Source organism: Psychrobacter sp. AOP30-A2-5 (assembly GCF_052378115.1).
GTDB lineage: Bacteria > Pseudomonadota > Gammaproteobacteria > Pseudomonadales > Moraxellaceae > Psychrobacter.
Map to the genome: position 1 here is coordinate 1 of NZ_JBQSXK010000023.1, position 19,202 is coordinate 19,202.

Annotated in this window: 17 protein-coding genes and 1 tRNA gene; 6 read left to right on the forward strand and 12 right to left on the reverse strand. The window is 43.4% G+C overall.

The window, feature by feature from the left end; all coding sequences use genetic code 11:
- Nucleotides 1–5: 5 nt before the first annotated feature.
- Both ACT3S4_RS12570 and ACT3S4_RS12575 read right to left on the reverse strand, forming a co-directional pair.
- Nucleotides 6–1,364, reverse strand: a complete 1,359-nt coding sequence (locus ACT3S4_RS12570; protein WP_444761172.1) for a tyrosine-type recombinase/integrase — start codon at nt 1,362–1,364, stop codon at nt 6–8.
- Nucleotides 1,365–1,646: 282 nt separating this feature from the next.
- Nucleotides 1,647–1,737, reverse strand: a tRNA-Ser gene (locus tag ACT3S4_RS12575).
- Nucleotides 1,738–1,865: 128 nt separating this feature from the next.
- On the opposite strand from ACT3S4_RS12575, the gene ACT3S4_RS12580 reads away from it, so the two are divergent.
- The 3 genes from ACT3S4_RS12580 to ACT3S4_RS12590 all read left to right on the forward strand — a co-directional run bounded on the left by ACT3S4_RS12580 (nt 1,866) and on the right by ACT3S4_RS12590 (nt 3,751).
- Nucleotides 1,866–2,759 carry a DNA/RNA non-specific endonuclease gene (locus tag ACT3S4_RS12580; RefSeq protein WP_444761173.1) on the forward strand — a complete coding sequence of 298 codons (894 nt, stop codon included), beginning with the start codon at nt 1,866–1,868 and terminating at the stop codon, nt 2,757–2,759.
- Nucleotides 2,760–2,846: 87 nt separating this feature from the next.
- On the forward strand, nt 2,847–3,110 hold the full coding sequence (locus ACT3S4_RS12585) for a hypothetical protein (protein WP_201502855.1): 264 nt from the start codon (nt 2,847–2,849) through the stop codon (nt 3,108–3,110).
- A gap of 257 nt (nt 3,111–3,367) precedes the next feature.
- Complete coding sequence (locus tag ACT3S4_RS12590) at nt 3,368–3,751, forward strand: DUF2147 domain-containing protein (protein ID WP_045445845.1); 384 nt, start codon at nt 3,368–3,370, stop codon at nt 3,749–3,751.
- Nucleotides 3,752–3,862: 111 nt separating this feature from the next.
- Here ACT3S4_RS12590 and ACT3S4_RS12595 read toward each other — a convergent pair whose 3' ends face one another.
- From ACT3S4_RS12595 to ACT3S4_RS12610, 4 genes are all read right to left on the reverse strand, one after another.
- Nucleotides 3,863–5,125, reverse strand: a complete 1,263-nt coding sequence (locus tag ACT3S4_RS12595; RefSeq protein WP_045452414.1) for an ammonium transporter — start codon at nt 5,123–5,125, stop codon at nt 3,863–3,865.
- A 75-nt stretch (nt 5,126–5,200) separates the two neighbouring features.
- Nucleotides 5,201–5,539, reverse strand: coding sequence for a P-II family nitrogen regulator (locus ACT3S4_RS12600; protein WP_010197981.1), 339 nt, complete (start codon nt 5,537–5,539; stop codon nt 5,201–5,203).
- A gap of 455 nt (nt 5,540–5,994) precedes the next feature.
- A complete protein-coding gene (locus ACT3S4_RS12605; RefSeq protein ID WP_201560613.1) occupies nt 5,995–6,849 on the reverse strand; it encodes a universal stress protein in 855 nt (284 codons plus the stop codon).
- Between the two features lie 174 nt (nt 6,850–7,023).
- Nucleotides 7,024–8,523 carry a SulP family inorganic anion transporter gene (locus ACT3S4_RS12610; protein ID WP_087813692.1) on the reverse strand — a complete coding sequence of 500 codons (1,500 nt, stop codon included), beginning with the start codon at nt 8,521–8,523 and terminating at the stop codon, nt 7,024–7,026.
- Between the two features lie 661 nt (nt 8,524–9,184).
- On the opposite strand from ACT3S4_RS12610, the gene murD reads away from it, so the two are divergent.
- Both murD and ftsW read left to right on the forward strand, forming a co-directional pair.
- On the forward strand, nt 9,185–10,621 hold the full coding sequence (gene murD / locus ACT3S4_RS12615) for a UDP-N-acetylmuramoyl-L-alanine--D-glutamate ligase (RefSeq protein ID WP_444761174.1): 1,437 nt from the start codon (nt 9,185–9,187) through the stop codon (nt 10,619–10,621).
- A 316-nt stretch (nt 10,622–10,937) separates the two neighbouring features.
- Entirely contained in the window at nt 10,938–12,134 is a 1,197-nt protein-coding gene (gene ftsW / locus ACT3S4_RS12620; RefSeq protein ID WP_227697660.1) for a putative lipid II flippase FtsW, read from the forward strand.
- A gap of 92 nt (nt 12,135–12,226) precedes the next feature.
- On the opposite strand, the gene gluQRS is transcribed toward ftsW, so the two are convergent.
- From gluQRS to ACT3S4_RS12650, 6 genes are all read right to left on the reverse strand, one after another.
- Complete coding sequence (gene gluQRS, locus ACT3S4_RS12625) at nt 12,227–13,168, reverse strand: tRNA glutamyl-Q(34) synthetase GluQRS (protein WP_109591960.1); 942 nt, start codon at nt 13,166–13,168, stop codon at nt 12,227–12,229.
- Between the two features lie 247 nt (nt 13,169–13,415).
- On the reverse strand, nt 13,416–13,853 hold the full coding sequence (gene dksA / locus ACT3S4_RS12630; RefSeq protein WP_045445865.1) for an RNA polymerase-binding protein DksA: 438 nt from the start codon (nt 13,851–13,853) through the stop codon (nt 13,416–13,418).
- Between the two features lie 492 nt (nt 13,854–14,345).
- Complete coding sequence (locus tag ACT3S4_RS12635; protein ID WP_444761175.1) at nt 14,346–15,191, reverse strand: metallophosphoesterase; 846 nt, start codon at nt 15,189–15,191, stop codon at nt 14,346–14,348.
- 250 nt (nt 15,192–15,441) lie between these two features.
- Nucleotides 15,442–16,260 carry a metal ABC transporter permease gene (locus ACT3S4_RS12640; protein ID WP_444761176.1) on the reverse strand — a complete coding sequence of 273 codons (819 nt, stop codon included), beginning with the start codon at nt 16,258–16,260 and terminating at the stop codon, nt 15,442–15,444.
- A 106-nt stretch (nt 16,261–16,366) separates the two neighbouring features.
- Entirely contained in the window at nt 16,367–17,164 is a 798-nt protein-coding gene (locus ACT3S4_RS12645; RefSeq protein ID WP_444761177.1) for a metal ABC transporter ATP-binding protein, read from the reverse strand.
- Nucleotides 17,165–17,244: 80 nt separating this feature from the next.
- A complete protein-coding gene (locus ACT3S4_RS12650; RefSeq protein WP_444761178.1) occupies nt 17,245–17,838 on the reverse strand; it encodes a Fur family transcriptional regulator in 594 nt (197 codons plus the stop codon).
- Between the two features lie 209 nt (nt 17,839–18,047).
- Here ACT3S4_RS12650 and ACT3S4_RS12655 point away from each other — a divergent pair, with 209 nt between their 5' ends.
- On the forward strand, nt 18,048–18,938 hold the full coding sequence (locus ACT3S4_RS12655; RefSeq protein WP_444761179.1) for a metal ABC transporter solute-binding protein, Zn/Mn family: 891 nt from the start codon (nt 18,048–18,050) through the stop codon (nt 18,936–18,938).
- Nucleotides 18,939–19,202 lie beyond the last annotated feature (264 nt).

Consider the following 19,202-nt stretch of genomic DNA (forward strand, 5'->3'; position numbering starts at 1 on the left):
ATGTTTCAATTTTTTAGCATATTCTTCAAGTCATCCATAGTGATACCTTTATTTCTAAGTACCTCTACAAGTTCTTGAGTATCAGCTGAATGAAGACTACTAGAATGCTTACTGTTTAATGACTTCTCAATCTGCTGACGAGCTGTCTGAAAGTCTACGACTTCGCCTTTATCTCTGAGCAAGTCTAGAAAATCTGCCCAGACTTGCATGATTTTACGGCGCTCTTCTAAATGCTGCGCGTGGTTATAAACTGCGCGAATGCTGCTTTTCTTATCATGTGCCATCTGCTTTTCGATGGCATCTCCCATATAGCCAAGCTCGTTTAGGTTAGTTGAGGCAATATGTCGGAATCCATGACCAGTTTGCTTTCCAGCGTAGCCAAGGATGTCTAAAGCATTATTAATGAACTCTTCGCTATAAGGCTGGTGCATACCAGTATGGTAGAACACGTATTCGTATTGTCCTGTAATGGATTTCATTTCTTTCAAAACTGCTAGCATTTGATCTGATAGAGGAACAACATGCTTACGCGCTATCTTAAGGTTATCGATATCGACACGCCATAGACGGTTAGGGAAGTCGATATGTTCCCACTTCATCATTCTAAGCTCAATAGTACGACAAAAAGAATATGCTAAAAACTTCATACCCAAGCGAGTTTGGTCATGACCATGATAGCCCTCAATGTCTTGCAAGAGCTTAGGTAGCTCACTAAGCTCAACATGTTTCATGTGCTTAGTTTTTGCTTTTGGATATAGCTCTTTTAACCCTTCTGTATGATTTATCTCAATTAGGCGCTCTCTCTTGGCTCTTCTAAGAATATTGCCAACGAGGTCAATAGTGCGTCTGGTTACTTCTCGTGGTGATGATCCTTCATTGTTAGTTCTGCTTTCAATCTGATCAGCCATAAATTTACAATCTTCAAATTTCACATCTTTCAAAGTAATACCTTCAAATCTTGGTAGCACGTCTTTATGCATACGGTTGTAGTCTTGTTGGTAGGTGCGAGGCTTTACGTTGCGCTCACGCTCATCTAGCCATTCAAGCGCATAATCATTGAACATTTTAGCCTGTTCATTTGCAAGCTTATCTTGACGTTTTTTATTCTTTGGATTGATCCCACTAGTTACTAAAGCTTTGATATCAGAGTTCGCTATTCTTGCTTCTGCTAAGCTTATCTGTGGGTATGCACCTAAAGTAGTTTTCTGCTGCTTACCATCAAAGCGATATGCACTTATCCAAGTCTTCGTTCCTGAGCTACGTACTAATAGCTGTAGCCCATGCTGATCACTATATTTATCTGGACGGGCAGGGGTACAATTATCAGTTGGTTTGAGCTTACGAATTTTGGCATCACTTAACATGTTGGTCTATTCCTATACCTACGAGCTATATGTTTAAAGCTTTAAGACGATTATGTTGGTCTAAGGCATATAAACCTAGATAGAATGTTGGTCTAATTGAGGTGTATATGAATAATAGACCAACGAATAGACCAACACAAGCCATGGGATAGGTGGGTAGTATTGGGTAGAGTTGGGAAACCAGCAGGCATAAAAAAAACGCTAGACGCGTTATTTATAAAGGGATGCAAAGGTATATAGGAGTGTTTGGGATAAGATAGGAAAACTAGGATTATATAAGATTGGCGGTGAAGGAGGGATTCGAACCCTCGATACGCTATTAACGCATACACACTTTCCAGGCGTGCGGTTTCAGCCACTCACCCACTTCACCGTTTTTAGACGGCTCAGTATAGCGGATACTGTCTAGAATGTCACGACTTGCACCTTATCTTTCTTTATTTACAAACGCCTGCTAGGATAGCGTATACGTAATGACAAGCATAGATGGTTGAAAGTTGAATGATAAGTTTCGGTAGGCTCAATGCCCGTTTGAAAAACAGTATTACAATGACCGTGATGGCGGTAGTCGTAAGTATAACTTTAGCGCATGCTGATGACTTTACTCAGTGTAGCGAGTCCTTTTATGGCGGTGTCTATCCTGAGTTCATTAATACCAAGCTAAGCAACAAAACCCAAGCTTTATGCATGGATGGTTTTGCCGTTATGTATTCTGGCGTATCGCGTACACCGCTTTGGTCGGCAGAATATTTGGATCGCAAGCGTTTACAACAAGCCAAAGAAATCGATCGTGAAGACAGCTTTCATGAAGAAAGTAGGTTACCAAAATCCGCACGCGCCTCATTGTCCGACTATTCAGGCTCTGGCTATGATCGCGGGCATTTAGCGCCCAATGCCGATATGGCGAATCGCAGTCAACAATATGATAGCTTTAGCCTTGCCAATATCGCCCCGCAGTCACCGCGCAACAATCGCTATATCTGGCGTAATATTGAATCAGCCACTCGCTATTTGACCCAGCAATATGTAGAAGTTTATAGCATTACAGGAGTAGCCTTTACTGGCAAAACAACCAAGCAACTGGCAGATCGTGTACTGGTGCCCAGTCATTTTTTTAAAGCCGTCTATATACCAGCGATTAATCAAGCAGGGGTCTATTATGCACCCAATGATGAGTCGGAGCGCATAGAGGTTATTAGTGTTGATGAACTCTCGACTAGAATTGGTATCGATGTGCTGCCCGTCTTGGATGCCAAAACCAAAACACAGGCATTTGATCTGCCATTAAAGGCGGGTGAAAGCTCCGAGTTGCCCGATGAGCCAACAGAAGAGCCGGCTTGGATGCTGTTTGTTTGGGCGATTCTTGAGTGGGTAATCGCCCAATTGCAAGCATAATGCCTTTGTGACACGAGTCTATATATAATAAAAGGCACAAAAAATCCAAAAATTACGCAAGATATTGTTAATAAAAAGGAGAATCAAATGATTGATCCATTTGCCAATGACCACCAAAGTATGCAAATCGGTGAGCTTATCATCGAAAACCAAACAGATAAAATTATTATATATGGCGATATTGATTTGACTCTTGATGCTACTGGATATGAGCAAGCGCAACAGTTACATGAACTAACAAGCAAGATTCTTCAGGCGTTTGAAAATAATTCCATTTACAATAATAGTCAGCATAAGTCAAAAGAAAAAGATGACCGGTTGGATAAAAATATCGACAATCCTTTTTTATAACTATTTGATATAGTTCAATTTTTATAGAAATAATAAACTATAAAAAAATTACTAGGCAAAAGCTTAAAATTGCTTATAATGAGTCAAGACATCGCTTATGTCGTATAAAATTTTGATGAGCAGTTTTTTTAGATGCGATAACCACTCCCAAAGAGTAGAAAGTCGCATAGCTGTTAATAGGAATTTTAGCGAAGGATAAGCCTAGGAGATCAGAAACATAACGTTTCGAGTAATCATTGTATGAAGGGAATCAGTCTATGAAATTATTTACCAAAACCACTCTAGCTGTTGCAGGTATCAGTTTAGCAAGCATGGCATTCGCCGCTGATCCTTTGGCCAATACCACGTGGCAGACATTTGATGAAGGTAAGCCAAAAGGTACCGTAAAGATTACTGAGTCAAACGGTGTACTAACAGGTACGCTTATCGCTACCAACTCAGCCAAAGGCAAAAAGCACGTTGGTACGACCATTATTAAAGGTTTAAAGTCTGATGGTGGTGGCAAATATAGTGGTGGTACGATTACTGATCCTGAAAAGGGCAAAGACTATCGTATGACCGCAAACTTGAGTGGCAACACCTTAAATCTAAAAGGTTATATCGGTCCATTCTCACGCAGTCAAACGTGGAAAAAGAAATAAACCTATCGTTTATTTTTAGTATTAGACCTAATATTGATAAATAAAAATCCCGCAATACCTTTTGGTAATGCGGGATTTTTAGTACATATATTTTAATATTGGCTTCAGAGCTTATCTCACAAACTCAGGATATGCTTCCATACCACACTCTGCTATATCCGCACCTTCATACTCATCTTCTTCAGATATACGCAGACCAATCACTAATTTGATAACCGCCCAAGTGATTAAGCTGGCGATGAATACCCAAGTAAAGATAGTGGCTGCACCAGCAATCTGACCTACGAACGATGCTGCTGGGTTGGTAATTGGTACGATAAGCAGACCGAACAGACCGACTACACCATGAACTGAGATAGCACCCACTGGATCATCTATTTTTATTTTATCCAATGCTAAGATAGATAGCACAACGATAACGCCAGCGATCAAACCAAACAGTGTTGCTTGTAATGCAGATGGGGTTGAGGGTTCTGCCGTGATAGCGACTAATCCTGCGAGTGCACCATTTAAGAGCATGGTTAAGTCAGCTTTGCCAAAGATGATGCGTGCTATTATTAAAGCACCAATTGCACCGCCGGCCGCTGCTGCATTGGTATTCAAAAAGACCATAGCAACCGAGTTGGCGCTGGCAATATCACCCAGTTTTAGCACCGAGCCGCCATTGAAACCGAACCAACCCATCCAGAGAATAAGTGTTCCAAGCGCTGCCAGTGGTAAGTTAGCACCTGGAATGGCGCGTATTTCACCATTAGGGCCATACTTGCCTTTACGTGCACCTAATAATAATACCCCTGCTAATGCAGCCGCAGCACCCGCCATATGGACGATACCAGAACCTGCAAAATCAGAAAAACCCATGTCGCCTAAATTGAACATACCAAATACATCATTGCCACCCCACGTCCAGCTACCCTCTAATGGATAAATGACACCAGTCATCACCACAGCAAATAATAAGAACGACCACAGCTTCATGCGCTCAGCCACCGCTCCTGAAACGATCGACATACAGGTTGCAACAAACACCACTTGGAAGAAAAAATCAGACGCAGCGGAGTAAACAGAATCACCATCAAAGCCGTTTTCAGCGGAGGCTGCTAGGGCATCTGCTACCAGCGTTTCATTACCCGCGATACCGCTCAAGAATAGGTTGCCACCATACATAATGGCATAGCCGCATATCATGTACATGGTACAAGCGGTGGCAAAAAGTGCGATATTTTTGGTTAAAATCTCAACGGTGTTTTTTGAGCGGACAAGTCCAGCTTCTAACATAGTGAAGCCTGCTGCCATCCACATGACGAGCGCCCCGCACATTAAAAAGTAAAACGTGTCAAGTGCGTACTGGAGCTCGAAGATTTGATTTTGCATGTTAATTCCCCCTTGAATTGATGCAATACAGCTATCGGTATGATCTATAAATCTGTGTCTATATGGCCTTGAGCGTTAGATAGCGTCAGGGCCTGTCTCGCCCGTACGAATACGAATGACTTGCTCGAGTGCAGTGACGAAGATTTTTCCATCACCAATCTTGCCCGTGCTAGCGATGCGAGTGATGGCTTCGATAGCAGGTTCGACCATCTCATCAATAACAGCCACTTCGACTTTTACTTTAGGTAAGAAGTCCACCACGTATTCTGCGCCGCGATAGAGTTCTGTGTGACCTTTTTGGCGACCGAAACCTTTGACTTCAGTAACAGTGACACCTTTAACACCGATGTCAGAAAGCGCTTCACGTACATCATCGAGCTTAAACGGTTTTAAGATCGCAGTGATTAGCTTCATAAAATATTCCTTATTTGTGTGATGCCGCAGGTTGATAGAAGCATTGTGGTGCATTGTATCGCTGCCATGCTTACTATTAGTCATTCAAGAACTGTGCCAATTTACTCAAGGGGGATAGGTAAGATTGGATTTGTTTGTTCAAAAACAGCCATAGTTATGGCAAAAAATACTGGTTATGCTGCAATGGTATAAACCACCGTTATGAGCATAGAGAATGCGAATTAACCTTTAGCGTTGAACTGACGAAAACTTTATTATAACCAACTTTTTAGGTGCTTGGGGAGACCATCCATCTATTTCCTGTGATGATTTGCTAACCTAGTTTGGTATATGAAACGAATCACTTGAGGAGAAAGTAGGGAAAATTGTGTGATACGGTAAGCGGCAGAGCTTAACATGGATGTATAGGCTCTGCGCTCAAAGAGAGAGGAGTGGCTGTGTAGATCGGCTAAAGCCTATACCTTTGGGAAGAGTAGGTAGGGGGTTTTGGTGCTACCGAGCAGCTTTTTTGTGTCGCTACCTTTTAGAAGTTCACGCAGACGAGATTGGCCAAAGGCACCGGTCATTAGCATACCGATATTATTTTCATTTTGATAATAATTCAAAGCCGAAGTGACATCGCGGCAGTCCAGCAAGGCTTTTTTAGACTTGATGCCTGCTTGTTTGAGCCGCGCATAAGCTTCGCGTAGCGCATCGCAATTTTCAGAATTTTCTTTACCGACCATCACGATATGAACGGTTAATGCGCGCACCAGTGAGGTTTTGCAGAGCCAATTGAGCAATTTATGTGAAGTAGGACTGTTGTCAAAAGCAAATAAAGCGGTCGTAGGGTGCAAAAATGGTGCATGAGTCACCAAAATGGGGCAGTGACTGACTCTAATTAACTGGCTCAATGTCGATTTGCAGGTGACATTGTGACCTATAACGATCAATTGTGCTTTGTCATCGACGTAATCGATACTTTCATTGAGGTGTTCATGGCGATGCAGGGTATATGTTTTTAGTTTTTGTCGCTGCTGTTCGCAATAGGTGGTAGCTTGATGAAGCAAAAGCTTGCCTTGGGCTTTTAGCTCACAATTACTCAAGTGCTCCTTGGTGGTGAATTGCTCAAGCAGCATGTTTTCATCATCGATATTTAGGCAGCCTGAATAATTCACAGCCGCTTTTTGTTGTAAGCTCGGTACAGAATGCAACAGTCCAACAGGTGCTTGTAGACGAGTCGCGGCCCACATGCTGGCTTCTAACACTGCTTGCACGTGGTCTGGGCAGTCCAAGCAGGCAATCACACTATCTGGTTTCAAATTACTCATAAGACCACCACATTATTCCAATATTAAAAAGACAGAATAAAAAGACAGCTGCTTAGCTCAAGGGTGGGGCGATAATGCTTATGCCCAACCCTTTGCACCAATGCAGCTGTTTATTCAACTGTTTATTTATGAGCGGTTAATCAATATTAGCTCAATAAATAGACGTGGCTTTGTTTAATCCAATAAGCCAATATCTCGGCGATCGTGGATAGAGAAGCGATCAATCAGTGTTCGGCTCGCATTATTGAGTCCCACCACTTTGACATCAATGCCCTCACGTTGCAAGCGCATGACCAGTTTGTCCAAGGTGTCTACGGCACTGACATCCCAAAAATGCGCTTGGCTGACATCAATTTGAATACTGTCCAAAGCTTCTTTGGTATCGAAGCTGTTTAAGAACTGAGTCGTAGAAGCAAAGAATACTTGTCCTTGCACATAATAATAACGGGTATTAGTACTCTCATCATACTCACTAAATACCGTTAAGAATTGACCAATTTTATTGGCAAACGCCAGCGCCGATAGCAGCACGCCCACGCCCACGCCATAAGCTAGGTTGTGCGTAAATACTGTGGTCAAAACAGTCGCTAGCATGACAATGTTAAATGACATCGGATGCGTTTTAAATTCGCGAATAGACTGCCAGTTAAAAGTACCAATAGAGACCATAATCATCACAGCGACCAGTGCCGCCATTGGAATTTGACTGACCCATTCACTTAAGAACACTACCATAATGAGCAGTACGATACCTGCCATCAAAGTGGACAGACGCGTACGTCCGCCAGATTTGACGTTGATCATAGATTGACCAATCATGGCACAGCCTGCCATACCACCGAAGAAACCTGATACGACGTTGGCAATCCCTTGACCACGACACTCGCGGTTTTTATCGCTTGGCGTATCTGTCAAATCATCGACGATAGTCGCTGTCATCATCGATTCTAATAAACCAACGATGGCAAGTGCGATAGAGTAAGGCGCGATGATCAGTAAAGTATTTAGGTTCAAGGGAATGTCAGGTAATAAGAACATCGGTAATGAGTCAGGCAAATCGCCCATACTGCCGACATTACGAATATCAAGATTCATATACATGGCAACAGCAGTCAAACCAACGATACAGATCAGCGGTGACGGAATCACGCGACCGATTTTAGGAATCAGCGGAAACAAGTAGATAATCGCTAAGCCCGCCGCTGTCATGATATAAACCGTCATGCCAACGCGTTCAGTCATTGGGTTAAGCTCAGGCAGCTGGGCGGCAAAGATCAATATCGCGAGCGCATTGACGAAGCCAATGACTACCGAGCGCGACACAAAGCGCATCAAATTGCCAAGCTTTAGGATACCCATTACAATCTGAATCCCACCGCACAATAAGGTGGCAGCTAGCAAATACTGCAAACCATGCTCGGCGACTAAGTCAACCATCACCAGTGCCATCGCCCCAGTTGCTGCCGAAATCATGCCTGGACGACCACCGACGAAACTGATCACGACCGCGATACAAAATGAGGCATACAAGCCGACTTTTGGATCAACACCCGCGATAATAGAAAAGGCAATGGCTTCAGGAATCAGCGCTAAGGCAACAACCAAACCGGATAAAACGTCGCCGCGAACATTGGAAAACCACTCGTCACGTAAGTTATCAATAAAAGATGTCATAAGTAAACTGCATAGGGTTAGAGGCAAAAAAAGTAATCATTACTCATTCATAAAATGATCGCATCGCTATAAAAGTAGCTATTCATCTTTCTTTTACGGCAACATGTGCTGTGTCATATTGCGGTATTGAGTTATTAAAGGTCAGTAATAAGTAGGTCTACTGATTTACTTACTGGTATCGCTAATACGCTCACCAATAATTGATATGATGATAAATTCAGTGAGATCACCTAAAAAATAGTTAAAATAAGGTGCTTAAAGTAGGGCGTTTATAAGAGCACCTACAATAACGAATAGCGTCAGCAATGATATGCTGCGGTAGAGGGTAATAAATAATCTATCAAATAAAAATAGCCGCTCGACATGATCAGTCTATAGTAGTAACTTTGCCAAACAGAAGTGACAATAGCGTGCTAACTGTGACAACATGCTAAACTAAAATGCTTGGGTAAATACCCAGTCACTTACAGATTAAGGCAACTATTATAGCATTAGCCACTTAATATAAAAACAGGCGCATAATAGCACATCGTCATAAAAAACCAGTACCGAAATCTGAACGATACCGTTATGATGCGTCTCATCTTGACGGCATCATTTTGCTTCTTTATAGACTAGGTTTGTTTGATGCCATTTTGCTCGTCCAACAGAAGGAATAAATATGACCACCAACGCTGCAACAGACGCCTTACTTCACAAAGGCAGTGGTCTACAAGTCGTGGTCGGTTTGGGACAATCTGGGTTATCAGTTGCGCGCTATTTGGCCAATCAAGGCTATCAGGTTGCTGTTACTGATGCTCAGGTGACACCTAGCTTAGCAGATCAACTACCCGCGGAGATTAGTATTCGCCAATTTGGTGCGATTGACGCCGAGCTCTTGCAGCAAGCGGCACGTATTGTTATAAGCCCCGGTATCTCTCTTGCTACCGAAGCTGTCGCCGCTGCCCGCCAAGCGAATATTCCCGTGGTTAGTGACATTCAGCTATTTTGTGAGGCTTGTACCGTACCGATAGTGGCGATTACTGGCTCTAATGCTAAGAGCACCGTGACCACCTTGGTCGGGCAAATGGCCGCGGATGCTGGTGTCAATGTTGGTGTCGGCGGTAATATTGGCGTGCCAGCGCTGACCTTGCTTGATAATACTGATATGGAACTGGCGGTACTTGAGCTGTCGAGCTTTCAGTTAGAGACAGTGACCAATTTGGGCGCGCAAGTGGCGACGGTTCTAAATATGTCGCCTGACCATTTAGATCGCCACGGCGATATGCTGGGCTACCATCAAGCCAAACATCGTATCTTTCAGGGTGCTAAGTCCGTGGTTATCAATCGCGAAGACGCATTGACGCGTCCGCTAGTGGCTGATAATTTGCCCAGAGTGAGTACCGGTATACATGCTCCTGATAAAGGTCAATATGGTCTTATTACTACTCCTGAAGGCCAGATTTATCTTGCCCACGGTACAGAAAAACTACTGTCGGCAGATAAACTGTTGATTAAAGGTCGTCATAATCTGCTTAATGCACAGGCAGCCTTAGCGTTAGGCGAACTTGCTGGTTTGCCATTGGGCAGTATGTTGAATACCTTACAGCAGTTTACTGGACTTGAGCATCGTTGCCAGTATGTGGCAAATGCTGCAGACATTGATTATTTTAATGATTCAAAAGGCACCAACATCGGCTCAACGATGGCAGCTATCGAAGGACTGGGCGCAGTCTATGCGCCAAAAGATGGCAAGCTACTATTGATTTTGGGTGGACAAGGTAAAGGTCAACAGTTTGGTGAATTGACGCCGTTTATCAATCAGTATGTTAGCCAAGTACTGTTTATTGGTGAAGATGCGCCGCTGATTGAACAGCATCTGCGCGCAGCTAAGATAAGCGCCGATGTGGCGTTACATCAATGCCAAACTTTAGAAAATGCCTTTACAACCATTCAACAAGTCACGACAAGCAGCCTATCGCAAGTGCAAGCGGTGCTATTGTCACCTGCTTGTGCCAGCTTTGATCAATATAGTGGCTACGCAGCTCGCGGTGAGCATTTCAGTCAGTTGGTTGGTCAATTAGCAACTGAGTCGTCAGATATGATGGCGGCCGATTAAAAGGTTTGATGATTTAAGCATTTGCATGATAAGTGCTTAGCGAATATCAGCATTTAATAAAGAACTCAGTATTTAATAAAGAATAAGGGCAATGCAATAGGATTGCCCTGAATTGACTTTTACGACGCGCGCGCATTTTCTGTATAAATGATTGTTTTGCTTATAGATTGCTGCTACTGTCAATCATAGCCAGTCAGCAACATGAATGGTCAGCTTATTTGCTTAGTAATCTGTCTGGTACTGTCTATTTTCTATTTTTTAAACGGTGGCGTTTAATAGACGCCGTGTTTTTTCGTTTGTTAGTGTATATAAAATTATGGCGCTCTCTTCTCTTTTTCGTTCCTCGTCCCAACCGAAGCAAGTATCTGGCTCAGATGGTATTCTTTCTATGCCGTCAGCACGCGCCATTCTCCTATCGAGTGTTGGCTGTATGTTGGTGCTCAGCTTATTGATGGTGGCTTCTGCTTCTATTCCTTTTGCGCTCAGTCGCGGCATGACAGAGCTGCACTTTTTCAAAAACCAGCTGCTGTATATGATGATCGGTTTGACGGTCGCTACGGTTTCTTATTACAGCGTGTCTTTGCGAACACTATATAAGACTGAAACCCAATTTATCCTATTGGGTATCACTGGCATGCTGCTAGTGGCAACCTTGTTTAGTACGCCTATTAACGGCTCCAAGCGTTGGCTGAACCTAGGGGTATTTAATTTTCAGGTGGCAGAGTTGGCCAAGTTGGTGATGATTGTCTTTGTCTCTGATTTTGTGGTGCGTCGCTCTTTTGAAGTTCGTAACGGCTTAGACGGTTTTTTGCGGATTATGTTAGTGGTGGCACTCATCACCATGCTGCTATTGTCACAGCCAGATTTTGGTTCTTTTGTCGTTATTTTAGGTACCATCTTTGCGATTTTTTATATTGCTGGTGCGCCTTACAAGCACTTTTTAGCACTGGGCGCGGCTGCCATTGGTGGTGCGGTCTTGATGGTGACGACAGCGCAGTACCGATTGGTACGTGTGATGTCATTTATGGATCCGTTTGATGATGTGCAAGACACGGATTATCAGTTGGCACGCAGTTTGATTGCCTTTGGTCGTGGACAATTTACAGGCGTTGGTTATGGTGAGAGCGTACAGAAACTGTCGCATTTGCCTGAGGCACATACTGATTTTCTACTAGCCATTACAGGGGAAGAGTTAGGCTTTGTTGGGGTTACTATGGTACTGGTGCTCGAAGCGCTGATTATCGGTAGCGCGATGCGTATCAGTTATAACGCGCTCAAGCGTCGGCAGATGCGTATGAGTTATACCGCCTTTGGTATCGGTGTGGTGTTCATAGCGCAGACAATTATCAATGCGGCGATGAATATGGGCGCGATTCCAACCAAAGGATTGACCATGCCATTCTTCAGTTATGGCGGCTCTTCGATGTTGATTAGTTTGGTGATGGTTGCGTTATTGCTAAAAATTTATAAAGAAAGCCCTGAAATCGAAAAAAGCCAATGCCGTTATTATTGATAGGTTGAGCATTAGTGATAGGCTCGATGCATCATGACTGGCATTATCCAAAGAAGCGTCGCTAAATAGTGGCGCTTTTTGCTAGCTGGCTTTTATCCACTGTGCATATTTAACTGTTGCTTGCCTTGTAGCGGCGTACTGTCCCATTGAGCAATGGCTTGCTTTAACATACGAGTAGGTGTGTCTCTATCAACGGCTGGTTGCTGTAATAGTTGTAAAGCATCGGCGATAAGTTTACTTGGATCTCGTGTATCAATTGGTTGTGCTAGGTTTTGCTTGGAGAGTTTTTGTCCATCAGCATGACATATCAGTGGCAAGTGATACCAGTGATTGATGGCAGGCAAGCGTGCGGCATCCATGATGCTGATTTGCGCTGTCGTCATGGTTAGGATATCTAGACCGCGCATAATATGTGTCACCTGTTGCAGTCCATCATCAAGGCTGGCAGCCAAAATATAATTGATCATACCATCTTGGCGACGCACCACCATATCACCCAATGTCTGCTGAGGATTATCCCACTGCAATCCTTGAATACCGTCGTTAAAACCAATCTTATAATTCGGTAGCTGTATGCGTAGCTTATGTTGCTCTCTATCAAGGTCAGCGCTGACGCAGCAGCGTGGATAGCGCTTCCTGTTTGGTTGCAATGGCTTAGCATCATAAGCTGGGCTCAGCTCTTCTTGCGCCCAGTATTGCTCTAAATCTTTACGCGAGCACTGACAACCATAAGTGAGCGGATGCAGGGCTGAGTGTAGATAATCATTATAAATATCAATACGCTCAGATTGATAAATGATATCACCGTCCCAGTACAATCCAAGCGCTTCCAAATCAATCAAGATTTGCTCAGTAAATTGCTGATCACAGCGTTCGGTATCAGTGTCTTCAATACGCAGTAGCCATTTACCACCAATGGATTTTATATGGCAAAAGCTGGCAAGCGCGGTCGTCAATGAGCCAAGATGCAGTTCACCAGTCGGTGAGGGAGCAAAACGACCAATTGGCTGTACTGGTATGATTGGAGTGGGCATAGGAATAAGGTTAGTTTTCAAAGTAGGAAATTATCGGTAAAAAAGGTAGAAGATAGAATAATAAATATATCCGTAAAAAGATATTTGTGAAATGAGTCTGTTTTGTTAGCAAATCAATATAAGCAAGCTTAAAGCTCTGTATCAGCCATGATTCATTGACTAAAAACCAGCCAGCTAAAACGCAATAAGCGACCATATTTTGGTCGCTTATGCTTGCATTCTACTATTGAGATGAGTTGTAACTCGTTTAAGCGCCTTGATTTTGGCGTTCTTTAATCTCAGACAGTGTTTTACAATCGATACATTGGGTAGCTGTTGGGCGTGCTTCGAGACGACGCAAACCAATCTCTACGCCACAAGTTTCACAAAATCCATAATCATCATTTTCAATTTCTGACATAGATTTATCAATTTTGCGAATGAGCTTACGTTCACGGTCACGCGTACGCAATGCGAGGGCAAACTCTTCTTCTTGGGTGGCGCGATCATTAATATCTGGCATAGCACTGGACTCGTCTTGGATATAAGTCTTGGTGCGATCCGCTTCGCCAATCAGTTGGCTCTTCCAATCCAATAATATAGCCTTAAAGTGCTCTAACTGCGCATCAGACATGTACTCTTCGTCTTTGGCAGGCACATAAGGAGTAAACTTAGCTTCACTTGGATTCGTGGTCAGGGTGCTCATATGGGTATCCTACTTTTTTCAAATTAATTCAATAAAACGACGTATCAAAAGACAAGACGCTATCAATGTCATAAACGCTATAATTTGTCCCTTTATAAAACGTTTTACCACTTGGTAACACAAGTAACACAGCGGATCTAATAGTACAGTTATCTGATATGCTCAAAGCAATCTATCAATGGTCAGGTATATGGTTATGCATATTTTTATTTAAATAGCGTTGTCTTAATAATGCGACAAATCACTGACTGTGAAGACTTAGCTGTGATCGATTTAGCCATCCTAGCTATTATAATTCTACCTAATACCAGATACTAGGCAGTCCTCATTTCGTTTTATACGTTGTATCATTGTTTCTGACAATAATGAAGTAATTTTTCATCATCATGTCGTTTTTACCGTGCCAGTCATTGTATTCTGAACTCAGAAATATCAGTCAATAGCTTGCGATATAAGGGCTCACATCAGTATGGCTGCCAATAAATCTGGGCGTCAAGTATCCAGTCTTTCTACCCAGCTTGCAACCTTTCCATTGTTGGCTAATTGCAACCAACGGTAACCGGGCGGGACGCTTTTATCATAGGAGAAATCATTCTCATAAGGCTTGAACTGGTAGCAAGTAGATGGCGTGCTATAGACCGTGACTCCTTGACGATGGCGAACCTGCTCTTGGTGCGTATGACCACTGATAATGACCTTGAGATGGTCAAATCCTAACAGGCGCTGCCAAAAGGCCTCACTATTCTCTGCCATATGCGTGTCAATCCAGTCAGAGTCTACGGGAATGACATGATGATGTAGAGCAATCAGCGCAGGCTTATCACAGGCTCCGAGTCTTTCGTATAACCAGTCAATATCGGTAGGCGTTATCTCGCCCGCGACTTTACCCGTGATGGATGAGTCTAATAACAACAGCTGCCAACGATCAGTCTCAATGACATGCCGGCTTAGCAAGCGCGGGTCGGCAGGTTGAGCAATCAGTTCGCGCTCAAAGAAGGGCAAGTCACTGCCTATCTCATCCGTCACATCATGATTGCCTGCGATGCAAGCAAAAGGAATATGGGTCGCTTGCAATACCTCAAAAATATGATCGTAAATAGCGGGTTTGACTTCATTGACTAAGTCGCCAGTCACGATAATCAAATCGCAGCGAATGTCGCTACTCAATGCTTGCTGTAGTACTGTTTCAAAGCACTGCTGACAGACAGTGGCTTCGCTATTGTTAGTATCGCCATCAACACTAGAAGAAACGGGCGTTGATAAATGCAAATCTGTGATTTGTAGTATGTTTACCTGTTCATCTGGTGTGCTAATTTTATTAACAGGGTAGCTTAGCATTGGGTCAGTCCCTCATCGAATCGAAACAAGTGATGCTGTTAAAACGAATGATAGATAAATAGATGTCATGCATCGAGTAGACTAATGAATTTTGGTCTGACCAATATGTTTTTTGGCTTGACGCCGCTAGTATGTCGATGGTATTAGGGCAAGTTTATAACATAAAGTCAATGAAAGCTCTATCATATTGATGAAATAAAGTTGGATAAGAGGATAAAAAACCAGCGGCTTTATGTGAACCATAATGTGTCTAACGGCGCGCTGACCAAATTTTTGCAGTGCTGAGCTTTGAGAAAATCAGCGCGATAAAAAATAAAATGGCTAATATTAATACGATAGCAAGTCCTGTCTGAATATCTAGCCAGATGCTTCCCCAAACGCCTAGTGTCACGCCAAGCTGTGCGATCAGTAGCGATATAACAACCATTTGTTTTGGCGATGATGACCACAAACGTGCCGTTAATGCTGGTAATACCAATAAACCGCTGATTAGTAAACTACCAACCGCTTGCAGGGCAATCGCACAAAATCCCGCCAATACGCCCATGAAGAACAGCCGCTGGCGTGTCGGATTAACACCTTGAATACGCGCCAGTGCTTCATGAGTGGCAAGCTTAATTTGTGCAGGCCATATATACATGAGTACACCGAGCCCTACCAGCACGCTACCAGCAAGTAAGGGCAAATCTGCCCAATCAAGCTCTAGCAAATTACCAAACAAAAACCCCAGTACGTTTGCTTGTTGGTCAGTCAACTGGGTCAAAGCCAATAAGCCTAAGCATAACAATGACACCGCCACGACGGCCAAAACCGCATCGACAGGCAGGCGCTCATCATCGATTAACACCAGCCCTAGCACCACCATGACGCTGACCAAGGCAATGCCAATGCCCATAGGTAATTGCCACCATACTGCTAAAGCCACGCCAAGCAAGGTACCATGTGCTAAAGCATCAGCAAAAAAGGCCATGCGTCGCCACAAGACTAAGCAACCTAAAGGCGCTGATAGTAGCGCTAAAATACTGCCAGCGATCCAAGCGGGGGCAATGATGGCTAACCAAGCAGTCATAATAAATATCCGTAAAAGTTTTTATAAAGCTCAACGCTCGATATGTGTTTGATGTATTAAGCTTCGATATATTTTATATTTGTGAATGTGCAACGCGCCTTAATGATTATAGTTCGCTTGGGGCGTGATGCTCACAGGCATGCGGTTGATGTACATAAGGCTGCTCGTAATGATGCCCAAATAGCTTTTGAAACTCACTACTAATGGCAAGCTCGCTTGGTTGTCCCTCACAGCAAATATGCTTATTAAGACAAATCACGCGTCGACTGCCTTTCATGACCCAATGCAGATCATGCGATACCACCAGCATGGCACAACGCAAAAACTCCGGCAGCTCATCAATAAACTGATAGAGCCAAACCTCAGTATCAGGGTCCAGTCCTTGCATCGGCTCATCTAAAATCAATAAGTTGGGTTTGTCTAACAGTGCTCGCGCGAGCAAGACCCTTTGTGTCTCACCACCCGACAGGTGCAGCATTTGTCGCGATAGTAAGTGTGTCAATGACAAGTTATCAAAGATAAATTGACGCTGCTCAGACGTTAAGCGCCTTTTATCCGCTTGTGCCAATAAATCGCAGACTCGTAATGGCAATATCGGCGGTACAGCAAAGCGCTGCGGCACATAGCCAAGCTGTAACTTTTGATGAGAGTTAATGTGCCCTTTAGTTGGCTCAATCAATCCCAAAATAAGTTTGACCAACGTTGACTTACCAGCGCCATTGGGTCCAATAAGACTGACTGTTTCATTAACCGCAATGTCAATATCAATATGTGAGAGTAAGCGTTGATGCCCAATGTCGTAGCTGATATTGCTTAGGCTCAGCAGTTTATTCGCAGTATTAATGGTGTTGCCATCAACAGCGGAAAAGTTCGGTTGATTAGACGGTGAGGTAGACAGGCTCATAGTATGACAACCAATAAGTGAATGAGTAATACAAATAAAAAACGGATGACAAAGACTTACGCTTCAGTGGTTAGGGTGTGTTACTGGCACGCTTGGCAACGACCACTCAGCTCAATCACACTGCGTTCCACAATAAAGCCAACATCTTGCTCAGCAAAACTCATCATTTCCTGTACGGGCACACTGCTACATTCTTGTACACGCTGACATTGACCGCAGATTAAAAATGCTGCGGTATGCTGGGCGCGTGGGTGACAGCAGGGCACATAAGCATTGATAGAGGTCAATTGATGTATCAAGCCTTCACTCAATAGAAACTCCAGACTGCGATAGACAGTGGGTGGCGCGACATTTTTTGGCGCTTGTTTTTTAGAGCTAATTTCTTTAGATGCCGCTTTCGTTGGGGGCTGTTGCGAGCTAAGCGCTTCGATGCTGTCATCATTGTTATTGGGCTCTGATAAGCGCATTTGCTGCAATTGCGTGATCAAATCATATGCACCGATGGGTTTATTGGCTGCCAATACCAATTGATATATTTGCTGGCGCAATGGCGTAAAGCGTGCACCGTTCAGGCGGCATTGTTCTTTTGCTGCCATTAAGCGCTCGGTCACGTCATGCGGCGTAAAGTCCTGCACATCATGTAAATGTTCGCAGACTGATAAACTGGTGGACATGGTGCAAGCTCCTACGAAAAAAATGGCACTGTTATTATAGTAATTTATAATGTTATAGTATAACATACTAAAAATAAGAGCAGATAAGTGATCTTGGCTTATTTATTGATACCTTGGTGATCACTCAGATACAACAATGATAACGTCTAAATGTTTCCACTTATCTTTTATCTTTTATCTTTTATCTTTCATACATTAAAGAATCTATTATGAACTCAGTTTTCAAATATTTTTTAAGCTCAACCATTATACTACAGCGATGGCTCATTACGGGCATAGTTGCATTAGGCGTCTTTACTGTGAGTGCACAAGCGGCAACAGTCAGCGTGAGTAACTACCCACTGTTTTTATTGAGTCAAGCAGTGACTGAAGGTTCACCGCCCGCCAAGCAGTTATTGCAGGCCGGGGAGGTAGGTCATCATGGCAGTATCAGCCCAGGCGATATTAAAGCCATTCAGGACAGTAAATTTGTCGTGTGGTTTGGTGAGCCATTAGAAAATAACTTGGCGGCAAGCCTTAATACCGCCCCCAATGCGATTGCCTTATTTGAATTTGATGCCTTTAATCGTCATCCGCTACGTGACGTTCAAGGCAAGCCTGTTGCTGGCACCTTGGATCCACATATATGGCTTGATCCCGATAATGCCAAAGCCATGACTCGTGCCCTTGCCGTGATTCATAGCCATGCCAATCCGCAATATAAAGCACTTTATCAGGCCAATGCGCAAAAATTTGCTCAGCGAATGGATAGGGGAGTGGCATCTTTCGTAAAACAAGCTAAAGGCAAGCAGCAAACCCAGCCTTATTGGGCCTATCATGATGCTTATCAATACATCGAATCCAGCACAAACCTAAAGCTTGTTGGCAGTTTAAGCACTGACCACCATTTGGCACCACGAGCCAGCCAAATACGCTGGCTAAATGAGAAGCGTCCAGCCAAGCAAATGTGTCTGGTTAGCCCAAGTCAACCAGCCAAAGGTCTACTCGCTAAGTTACAGCCTGTAAAAACCACTGTGCAACCTGAAGATATGAGCAATAGTAAAGACTTTGTGAGTGGTTGGCAGACGATGGCACAGCAAATCTATCAATGTATATCGTAGAATAACTGATTAACCATAGTGGCTTGCAACGCTTTGGCAGCCATTATGTAGTCATACTTGGGTGTTATCCATTGGTCAGTAACTATGATGTCTATGAGTGATTCAGCTAGGTCACTGATAAAAGGTATATTTTTCTTGCTTAACGGTGGTATGCCCCTTATAATAAGTGGCGTTTTATTTTGGTTAAAAGGTAACACCTGTAGAGTGAGCCGTTCACGGATAAAAGTGTCGCGACGATGTTATATTGCCACCTTATCCCAATGC